The organism is uncultured Gimesia sp. (genome assembly GCF_937919775.1).
In the GTDB taxonomy this organism is placed as follows: Bacteria; Planctomycetota; Planctomycetia; order Planctomycetales; family Planctomycetaceae; genus Gimesia.
In genome coordinates this window covers 1-9,946 of the sequence record NZ_CALFPF010000800.1, presented here as the reverse complement: position 1 = coordinate 9,946, position 9,946 = coordinate 1, and the positions used below count along the sequence as shown (strand labels likewise).

Below are 9,946 nucleotides of genomic sequence, written 5' to 3'. Positions count from 1 at the left end.
ATCGTCGCATTGTCACACGCTGGGAATATCACGATTACCTCTACGAAAGCTTTGTTATTCTTGGTTGTTTATTTACACTATTAAAACGGTTTTGAGATGTCCTCTAGTACAAGAACCATTCCTGTCTTTAGCAGGATCATTAGCATTCGCTCTGACTATCTCGCGATTCTCACTACGCAGCTCTACGAGCATTGGTAATCGATCTTCTAGGTTTGCCATTTCCTACTCTCAAATCATGTTCAAGTAGATTAAAAAAGAGTCATTTCTGATCAACGTAAAGCGCGTAGATGTGTGCGCTGCTGTCGTTGGCGAGGGTGACGCGAATGGAGAATGGTTCGGCGGTCGCAATGTCGGGACTGTTTGTGGCGGGCCAGATGATTGGCTGGCGCGTGCCGTTCCGATTGAGTCTGGCAGCGTTTTTGCCGGAATAGCCGGCGATGGGTTTGCCCCGTTCGTCAATCAGCTCAACGAGTGGCGGGGTTCCGACGTGGGCCTGGTCAATATTGGCAATCAGGCGGACGCCGTTCTGCTGTGGGTGAATGGTCGTCGTGTCAAATACCGCAGCGGCACTTTCGTCGATTCGCGACAGATAACCGAAGCCGTCACGTCGCATCGTCACCACTCCCACGCCGCCACGTGGCGGGAACTTCGGGGCCACTGTCAGATCCCAGGCGCCGTAGTAAAGATAGGTCTCGTCGCCGACATGGGCAAAGCCCTGCCCCTGAAGCAGTCCGCCTACGTCCCACTCGCCCGCTTGACCGGCTTTGATGAGCACGTAGTCGCGGATCGGTTCGCGGAAGTGAATGCCATCGTTGCTGATATTGAGACCCAGATCGATGATACGATCTTTCCACTCGGGGGCGCCCCGCCAGATCCCGTAGACGCCGAGCAGCACATTGTTGCGATGCCACACCGACGAAGGCAAATGCGCTTCTTCATCCTCGGAGGGCTTGCCGGGAATGCCGATCGCGGTGCCGCGCATGAAACCGAACGCGGGCGCTTCCTGCCAGTCAATCAGATCCGGCGAGCGGTACGTTGTCATCACCCGCCCTGTCACTTTGCCGTCAGCCTGATACACCCAGGGAGTAATCTGTTGACCGGTGAGGTGGTACATACCCTTCCAGCGAAACAGCCCGCCCTGCTCGAAATGCACCGGCGGCAGCGTGCGGTATTCATCTTTGATCTGGCCGTTCTCGAACTCCATCTTCGTGGCTGCCCGCCAGCGCAGTCCATCTGCGCTGAAGAAAGCGACCGATGTCGCAACGTTTTGTTTGCGCTCGGCCAGACGGGTCTGCACATTCATCATCATCTTGAAGCGGCGCGTGGGATCGGGCTCGTCCGCTTCGTGGAGCACAATCATGTGGATGGTGCAGGCTTCCGGCGGGTCGACAGCGACCAGATTGTTGTTGGTGTTACCTCGATATTCGACCAGCCCGAGATTCGGTTTGGTCCAGTGAATGCCATCGTCACTCTCCGCATAGGCGACGCGCAGACCCGCGTACGCCCGCTTGAATACGGCATCGTCCAAAGCGACGTACCAGAGTTTATATTTCCCCTCGTGTTTTATCATCGAACCGTAGAACTGAACGCCCCCTTCATCGCAGGCTCCCTTTTCACCGATCGGGATCAGCGGATTGTCCGGATGCTTCTTCGGTGGTGTCATCGTCAGCTTGAGGTTCGATTTCCACGGAATGCTCTGGTCGTCAAAAGCGAACAGGCTGACGTCGTATTCCGTCAATTCTTCCGCTTGAACCGAGACAGGCAGAACAAGTAAGATCGCAATCAGTAGCAGGCGAATCATGGGGGGCTCCTGGCTTAAAGCGAATCGCACTACCGTTTCAGGCTGTGACGATGGGCGTGGTTTTGAAATCAGTGTAGCGGTTTCCGCAGTGCGAATGCAATGAAATCGTTGTGTGTAATCTCCTATGTGGTTTGGTTCAATAAAGATTACATCGCATGCAGCAAACTGACATTTCTATTTTCCTCCACTTTTCCTTCGCTGATTTATCCGACCGTGACTATAATGAAAGTCGCTGTTCAGGAATGACTGTTTACTCGATCAACCACTGTTTACTCAATCAACCAATGAGGAGAATGCAAATGAGAGGCCTTGGACTGAAAGTATTAACTGCCGCAGTGGCGCTGGCAATCAGCCCCCTGCTCCTGTCCGCTGCGGAACCGGGTTCAGGAGTGAGTGACGCAATCCAGCTGGATCCCATCGTTCGCGCAGGGACGGCTCATCTGAATTACGACGACGCGACCCGGGCGCGTTACCACTTCCACAACGGTCACTGGATGTTTGAAACCGAAGCAGGTCAGTGGCTGATCCATCAGAACGGCGCCTGGAAAACATCCAAACCATTAAGTGAAATTACCCCAACCTTACAAATGAGTTCCTACACAACACAGGTTCCCGCTGAACCTGGGCTGGAGCCTGTTCCGGAGAATCCGCCTGCGATTCAGTCTCTTCCTAACGGCAGCGTCATCTTCACACCTCCTCCAGGCGGCAACCCGCTCGGCCCCTATTTCGATCAGTTCATCCCCAGCTACGCCAGCACGGGTCGCGGCTCTTACGGCGGCTATTATAGCTCGTTCCGCCGCTGGTAAAGACGCCAACAGGTTACCGCATTAGCGGCCTTGAAGTTTTATCACGGAGAGCACAGATAGTAACCGGTGTCAGGTCCAGTTCCTTTTGGGCCTGGCACTTTTCTGATAACTGCGAGATGACTTCCCCTCCAGGCAGATCTCATACAGCATGTTCATCGATCGTAGTTGCAAGGCGATGGGATTATCCGCGTATTTGGTTGCAGCAGCTACGATGGCATCGGCGGCAAGCTGTTCCGCATCCGTCAGAATCACACGTGCTCGTTTTTCGCGTTCTGCGGCTGCTTCACGCGCAATCGCGTCCTTGATTTCCACGGAAATCACGGTCACTCCCCATTTGGAAACAAATCCGTCAATGTGCGCCTTCAGCCGCGCTCCGATTTTGTCACGTTCAGCGAGGAGCTCGTCCAGTTCTGATTTACCTGCCATGTCCCGGATCGCAGCCAGAAGGCCGCATCATCCGGCATGGAAGGTTAAAGAGTCTCTGTTTGCGAAACAGTCCAGAGGCGTTTTGGATTATTTCTTGATGACCACCCATATCCCATGGACGAGCCCTGGTATGTATCCGCATAAGGTCAATCCAATATTCAGCCAGAAGTGCATGGTCATGCCCACCTGGAGAAAAACCGCGACGGGGGGCATCAGGATGGCGATGATGATCCGTACTGCCAGGGGAATGGAAGAAGCTGCTGGAGTACTCGACATGGAACTGGACCTTAAATAATAAGTTGTCAGAATTCAGAGGGTGTCTCTCATTCATATTACGTTGATGGATCTGCCAGGAATTTCCTGCGATTCTTCGAGCTACTTTTTCTTTGTCTCGCGAAACTGGGGGGCGTGGGCCAATGTAAACAGGACCACTTCTTCGCCGGTGATCACGCTGATGTCATGATGCAGGCTGATCACCTTCTCGCCCGTCGTCGAGAAGACCAGTGTTTCCAGTTGTGGCCGCGCAATTTCTATCAGTTGCGTCCGGACTTGTTTCAACAGATCGCGTCCCTTTTCTGACGAGAGCGCTTCGACAAGATGTTTTTCCGCAGCCGTCAGCACTCCCTGCAGACGAACCACCAGCAAATCTTCGATCAAATGGGCTTGAATATTTTTAGGCCCCCGTCCCATGTATTCCTGTTCGAAGTGTGAAATGCCTTCGCAGATGGCAGCTTCGATTTCCCTCAGAGACTTCATGAAAGCTTCCTTTAGTGCACCCGAGATCTGACGAAAAGATCAGGTACACCAGTTACGATTGCGCGTATGAGTAATATTACTGAATCACCGTGTTAAATAGTCGTATAGTTTAACAGGACGGCATAGCTCCCACCCAATGTTACCCGCGTCCACCAACAAATACTATCGGGCTTCGTTCTATTTATCACATGGGGGATTCCACCATGTCCCACGAGACATGGTCGAAATTTATGCGTTCAGAATGGCAAATGAAAGCCCCATTTCGTTTGTGATGAAACCATACAGGTATTTCTCGCGGTCAGGTTCCCGGGGCGCAGTTCTCTCGAATCTGGTCTTAATATGAGGCCGATCAGTGATAATTCCATTGCGGCTGACTTGACATTTTGGAGAAAGAAGGTAGGGTATATGTAGCTGTGGAAAGTTATCTGAAAAATTAACTCCTCACAACTTCGGATGAGTAGATCAATCACGGCTCAAGTTACTTGGGAAGTGAGTTTTATATTAAGCCGACATGACAGAGCACACTCGCGTGTTCTATCATGTCGGCTTTTTTTTGGCACATGGTGACTCGTTTTGCAGGATGTTTTTTCCGATTTTTGTGATGACAGCACGTCAGAGTCATCAGAAACAAGCCAGGTCAAATAGTAGAAAACAACCAGAACTGACAAAACATTTGTCATCGGGCGACTAAGTAAATGGCACCCCGACAGGATCGGGTGGCAAGTTAAAGAGTAAACCGATGTGGCAGGACAGCTTTATGCGTTCCGCCACATCGGTTTTTTGCTTGTGATACAAACACGATTGGCTATGAGAGGAATCCACTCAGATGAGTGTTCAAGATACAAAAGTGGCACAAGAGATCGCAAAAATCGTCCGCGATTATCAGACACAGAGTACCGGACATGCACCGACGGCCGTGAGTGTCGTGATGGGCGAGGACACACTTGTGATCACGGTCCACGGTGCATTGACACCTGCAGAACAGACGTTAGTCAAAACTCCAGCGGGCGCAGCTCAGGTACAGGAATTTCATCGTCAATTATTTGCCACTTCTTCTGAACCACTCAGGCAGGAGATTAAACGAATCACAGGGCGGAACGTGAAGGAAGCCATCGCGGAAGTCGAACCGGCAACAGGAGCTATCGTACATGCTTTTACATCGGGCACCATGGTTCAGGTTTTTCTGCTGACATCGGATCAAGACGCGAAGGATTTAACTGCCATTTGATTGATAACCACGCGGTGAAAGGACTTCGAGCTATGTTTGTTGTCTCACGAGAACGTATCCAATCGACGTTCATTGAAAAATTGGTGAATTGATGAGCCTGAACTCAAAGCGACAAGACATCCTGAAAAGTGATGAGACTTCGCCAAAGACATCTGGCTCATTGAGGTTAAAAAGTAATGAAAAGACAAAACAGATACGCGGCTGCTTGAAGCCTGGCAACAGGCAAAGCCAATGTGTCGGAATGAGATGCGTCAGGAATTCCGATGCCTGCTCAACAGCCGGTTTAACAATAGCCTCTTGACAGGAAAGGAGATCTGATGAATTTTGGAAGTATTATCAGTTGGATTCTCTGTGGTTTGATTGTCGGTTTGATCTCGCGGTTCCTGGTCCCAGGACGGCAGAGCATGAGCATACCGATGACGATCTTACTGGGTATTGGGGGCGCTCTGTTAGGGGGATTCCTCTATTCCCAATTCAGAGGCGTGTCGGTCGATCCATTTTCCCTGGCCAGACACAACTGGTACGGCTGGATCGTCTCAATTATGGGAGGGATGCTGGTGGTGTGGATCTACCCTTTTGTCTTTCCCAGGAAATGGTGGCAGTGACCATTCACTCGAAGCAATGCGAAGCGTCGTTGGGGACTTCGACTTGCCGTAGTTTTCTGCCCCACAAGAAGAAGCGTTTTAAACAAGAAGTGTTTCAGGATCCCGTTATGATCGGAATCGTTTTTCACAAATATCGGAATCCTCCATCAAAGATCAGTAAAACAAAAGGAAATAATATAATGTCTCGAAACCATTTTACTCTCGGAATTCTGGCTGTTGCATTTACATTGCTCCTGGTTGCCTCAGATGCAGACGCCAGACTCTTTCGGAATCAAAACAGAAACGATGGCTGTTGCCAGAACAGTTGCAACTCAGGTTACCGTTTCGGTCAGCATTACCACAGTCGCCACAACCGAGGTAACTGCTGTGCTCAGCAGGCAAGCTGCGCTCCCGCAACCGCCTGCTGCAACGTAGCACAAAACCAGGAAACTTCCGACACGGTCATGCAACAGGCACCGGCCCCTGCGCCCGCCCCTGCCCCAGTTCCCGTTCAGGAACCGGAAACACCTAAGTCGAATGACTGATTTGATTCAACATCCATCTTAAAACGGACCGCCTGCGGGCGGTCCCTGAAAGGCAGCTCCGATGCGCACCATTTTATTTTTAACAATCGCCGCAACGTTAATCGGCGTGACAGATTACGTCAAAGGCAAGGACAAAGTCGCTCCTGAATGTATCACAGTCTTGAATGACGAGCCGGTATCAAACGATGCCAAAACATTAACTCTGAATCCCGAGACGCAACCAGCGGCAGAAACCGGGGTAGACACAAAAGACATTCAACCAGTCGCTGAAAAGCAATCCGCCGACGAACAGGCGATTCGTCATGCGGACGCGTTGTTCGTCAAAGCCTATGATCAAGGCGATGCGAAATCCATTGCCGCTCTCTTTACTGACGAAGCCGAATACGTGGACGAGAGAGGCAACGTATTTCAAGGTCGGGCAGCGATTGAAAAATCAATGACGGCATTTTTCGCCGAGAACCCCGGCTGCAAACTGGAACAGACGATTGATACCATTCGATTCATCAACCCCGGCATTGCAGTCGAAGACGGGCATTCAACAATTTCCTATCCGGAGAGTCCCGATGCGATCAGCAGTCGCTACACCACAGTGTATGTGAAAAATGACGAAAAATGGCTTGCAGCCAGCATACGCGACCATGCCCCCCGAGATCGAAAAGAGCATCGATCACAACTGAAACAGCTCGACTGGCTACAGGGTAACTGGGTGGATGAAGGAGACGACTCGATCATCAACTTCACGTGTCAGGTTGTCGATAACGGCAACTTTTTGATTCGAGATTTTACTATTCTGATCGGAGGGAAAGAAGTGATGAATGGCACGCAGCGCATCGGCTGGGATCCCCAGACGGGCAAGCTTCGTACCTGGATCTTTGATTCAGAAGGTTCGTATGGCGAAGGTCTCTGGCATCAAAATGGCGATCAGTGGATTTTGAAGTGTACCGGGGTCATGCCTGACGGTCAGTCTGCTTCCAGCACCAGCATTTACACAATCATCAATGCTCACACAATGACCTGGCAGACTGTGGATCATGAAATTGCAGGAGTACGACAACCCGACAGCAAAGTCTACACAATCGTGCGTCAGGCTCCGACACCGACTGAGCAAATCGCAACCGAAAAATAATCAATTTTTTTGATCAAAATCAAACACATGCGGGCAACACCAGAGTGTGCCCCGCTCGCAACTATCTTATGAGGAAATACTGTTATGAAATGGATCTCCTGGAAATCCGCTCTCTTGAGCGGTATAGGACTTACTCTCAGCCTGGCCCTGATGGTCACATTCAAACCAGCCAGCGCGGAGGAACGCGCTCCCTTTGATTCGCAGCTAACCTCGAATCAGGATCAAAGCAATCTACTGGCGCAAGGCGGCAAGCGGGAAAAATCGTCCGACTCTGAAAATCGTTCTGGTGGCAAGTCGCAATCACCCGGCTCCGGAAATCGTTCTGCTGACAAGTCGCAATCACCCGGCTCCGGAAATCGTTCTGCCGACAAGTCGCAATCACCCGGCTCCGGAAATCGTTCTGCCGGCAAGTCGCAATCACCCGGCTCCGGAAATCGTTCTGCCGGCAAGTCGCAATCACCCGGATCTGGAAATCGTTCTGCCGGCAAGTCACAATCACCCGGATCTGGAAATCGTTCTACCGGGAATCGACAAGGGGGAATTCATGCCCCTGCACATGCCCCAGCGCATCAGTCTGGCAGTAGTGGAAGACAACAGCCGACGATCAGTCGCTCGCCATCGTTCAGCCGTCCGAATATCAGCCAACGTCCCGACGTTAGCCGCCAGCCAAGAGGCAATGCTGGCCCTTCGATTAATACTCGTTCCGGCAATAACATCACTCGTTCCGGAAGTAACCTGCGAAGCGGTACTCAGCAGAATTTGAATTTCTCGCAGAGTGGTATCAACAGAATACAGAGCGGGGGTTCGGGATTAATCAGCAATGCCCAGCGTGGCGCATGGTCACATCCGGGCTATCGCAGTTCGCAACTCTCCACTCGCCAGTATTCAGGTAATTCGTTCAACTATGGAACCAGAAACTTCAGCCTCGGTCAGAACAATTACCGACCTGCCTATTACCGTCACTCGGGTTATCATGGTTACTGGAACAACAATCGAGGTTTCGGCACCGGCTACTACGGTTACGGCTCCGGTTATGGTTACGGATCCGGTTATGGCTACGGCAATTATTATGGATACCGACCGCTTGGTTGGGGCCTGGGTGCCTGGGGACTCGGTTCCTTACTCTACAGCAGTGGTTACCTGGGATACTCAAATCCGTATTATGTCAACAGCGGCACAACGATCTATAATTACTCGCAGCCGATTCCCGTTTCATCAGTTCTTGTCGATAACGATGTGGATTCGACGGATGAGGTGATGAACAATGCGGTCGCTGCGTTTCAACAGCAAGATTACAATGCAGCGCTCGACATCATTAATAAAGGGATCGCTCAATATCCGGATGATGCCGTCTTTCACGAATTTCGAGCTTTGGTACTGTTCGCCAGAGGTGATTACCAGCAGGCAGCCGCAACGATTCATTCGGTACTCGCCGTGGGACCAGGCTGGGACTGGACGACGTTGAGCAGCTTTTACTTAGACGTCGATACTTATACCGCGCAACTTCGCGCCCTGGAGGCCGCTCCGCAAGATGCTGCAACCAGATTTCTACTGGCTTATCAATATCTCTGTTGCGGACACACCGAGGCAGCCGCGGATCAGTTGCAGAAAGTGGTACAGTTGAAACCCAACGATCGCGTTGCGATCGACATGTTGAAAATGCTGGCGCCGTCGCAACCCGGCTCGCAAACAACACCGGCTCCCCAACCCTCTCCCTCAGCGAACCAGGCTTCGGTAAAGCCGATCAACCCGGCGATGCTGGTGGGAACCTGGCAGGCGATTCGTCCTGATGGTGCGCAGTTTGATTTGACCCTGACAAATCAGGATAAATTCAGCTGGAGCTTTACTCCCAAAAACCAGCCGGCACAAAAATTCGACGGAACCTACACCGTTGAGAAAAACGTGCTCGCTCTGGAAGGCGAAAAAATCGGTTCGCTGATTGGTGAAGTGACTCCCGGCAGTGGAAAAAACTTTAACTTTAAGGTGCTCGGCGCCCCCAGTGATGACCCGGGCCTCGAATTTAAACAATAAGCGGAGTGGAACGATCGATTGAGTTAAAAAAATGCGGATATCAGAAAACTGAGTATGTGTAGTCATACCACAGTTTCTGAGCTGCCCACTGATGGTTGACGAACGTGTCCGGGTGTCTGTCATTGACAGGCATCCGGTTCTCTGCCGTAAAAAGGATTGTTTTCTACACCTCTGTATTTCAATGTAATCGCTGAAATTTTGCTTGATCTTTGCCTTTATTTCGGGTTTGATTTAGAAACAACTTGCTTTTGAATTTTCTTTTATAGGAGCGCAACAATGCTGGGAACGATCTTAATCATTATTTTAATCCTGATGTTACTAGGCGTGATGCCCACATGGGGACACAGCCGCAATTGGGGTTATGGTCCCAGCGGCGGACTCGGGCTGATCTTAATCATCCTCATCATTCTGGTGCTGTTAGGACGCCTTTGAGATAAAAACCGTCAGGGTGACTTATCGGGCTGGGTGGAATTCTCGACGGCGGTAACGAGAGCTCCGAGTTCTGGTTTCAGATCTTGCATCTTCGGATCATCCAGGAGTGAATGTAAAGTATTCAATATATTTGAGCGGTTACCCTCGGAGAGTTCCGGAAGTATTTCTGGAAGAGTGTTCTGTAAATACCCCACCATTCTCTTGAGATCTG

General features: G+C 51.0%; 12 protein-coding genes. 7 read left to right on the top strand and 5 right to left on the bottom strand.

Going from position 1 to position 9,946, the window contains the following annotated elements; all coding sequences use genetic code 11:
• Positions 1-259: 259 nt before the first annotated feature.
• Complete coding sequence (locus Q0294_RS22840) at positions 260-1,831, bottom strand: hypothetical protein (protein WP_299470083.1); 1,572 nt, start codon at positions 1,829-1,831, stop codon at positions 260-262.
• 269 nt (positions 1,832-2,100) lie between these two features.
• Between Q0294_RS22840 and Q0294_RS22835 the strand changes: the two genes are divergently transcribed.
• A complete protein-coding gene (locus tag Q0294_RS22835; RefSeq protein WP_299470081.1) occupies positions 2,101-2,607 on the top strand; it encodes a hypothetical protein in 507 nt (168 codons plus the stop codon).
• Positions 2,608-2,676: 69 nt separating this feature from the next.
• Here the strand turns inward: Q0294_RS22835 and Q0294_RS22830 are convergent, their stop codons facing one another.
• From Q0294_RS22830 to Q0294_RS22820, 3 genes are all read right to left on the bottom strand, one after another.
• Entirely contained in the window at positions 2,677-3,042 is a 366-nt protein-coding gene (locus tag Q0294_RS22830; protein WP_299470085.1) for an SPFH domain-containing protein, read from the bottom strand.
• A gap of 78 nt (positions 3,043-3,120) precedes the next feature.
• Positions 3,121-3,309 carry a YqaE/Pmp3 family membrane protein gene (locus Q0294_RS22825; protein ID WP_299470079.1) on the bottom strand — a complete coding sequence of 63 codons (189 nt, stop codon included), beginning with the start codon at positions 3,307-3,309 and terminating at the stop codon, positions 3,121-3,123.
• A 99-nt stretch (positions 3,310-3,408) separates the two neighbouring features.
• Positions 3,409-3,789, bottom strand: a complete 381-nt coding sequence (locus Q0294_RS22820) for a DUF2294 domain-containing protein (RefSeq protein ID WP_299470077.1) — start codon at positions 3,787-3,789, stop codon at positions 3,409-3,411.
• Between the two features lie 826 nt (positions 3,790-4,615).
• Here Q0294_RS22820 and Q0294_RS22815 point away from each other — a divergent pair.
• The 6 genes from Q0294_RS22815 (at position 4,616) to Q0294_RS22790 (ending at position 9,735) form a co-directional block, all read left to right on the top strand.
• Positions 4,616-5,017 carry a Na-translocating system protein MpsC family protein gene (locus tag Q0294_RS22815; protein ID WP_299470075.1) on the top strand — a complete coding sequence of 134 codons (402 nt, stop codon included), beginning with the start codon at positions 4,616-4,618 and terminating at the stop codon, positions 5,015-5,017.
• 317 nt (positions 5,018-5,334) lie between these two features.
• The gene (locus Q0294_RS22810) at positions 5,335-5,622 is read left to right on the top strand and encodes a GlsB/YeaQ/YmgE family stress response membrane protein (protein WP_299470073.1); all 288 of its coding nucleotides are present in this window, start codon (positions 5,335-5,337) and stop codon (positions 5,620-5,622) included.
• A gap of 179 nt (positions 5,623-5,801) precedes the next feature.
• On the top strand, positions 5,802-6,146 hold the full coding sequence (locus Q0294_RS22805) for a hypothetical protein (protein WP_299470071.1): 345 nt from the start codon (positions 5,802-5,804) through the stop codon (positions 6,144-6,146).
• 61 nt (positions 6,147-6,207) lie between these two features.
• Complete coding sequence (locus Q0294_RS22800) at positions 6,208-7,272, top strand: SgcJ/EcaC family oxidoreductase (RefSeq protein ID WP_299470069.1); 1,065 nt, start codon at positions 6,208-6,210, stop codon at positions 7,270-7,272.
• Between the two features lie 84 nt (positions 7,273-7,356).
• Positions 7,357-9,303: a hypothetical protein gene (locus Q0294_RS22795; protein ID WP_299470067.1), complete on the top strand. Its 1,947-nt coding sequence runs from the start codon at positions 7,357-7,359 to the stop codon at positions 9,301-9,303.
• 276 nt (positions 9,304-9,579) lie between these two features.
• On the top strand, positions 9,580-9,735 hold the full coding sequence (locus tag Q0294_RS22790) for a DUF3309 family protein (protein ID WP_299470065.1): 156 nt from the start codon (positions 9,580-9,582) through the stop codon (positions 9,733-9,735).
• Between the two features lie 11 nt (positions 9,736-9,746).
• Here the strand turns inward: Q0294_RS22790 and Q0294_RS22785 are convergent.
• Positions 9,747-9,946: hypothetical protein (locus Q0294_RS22785; RefSeq protein ID WP_299470063.1), on the bottom strand; the 200-nt coding region annotated here is incomplete at its 5' end.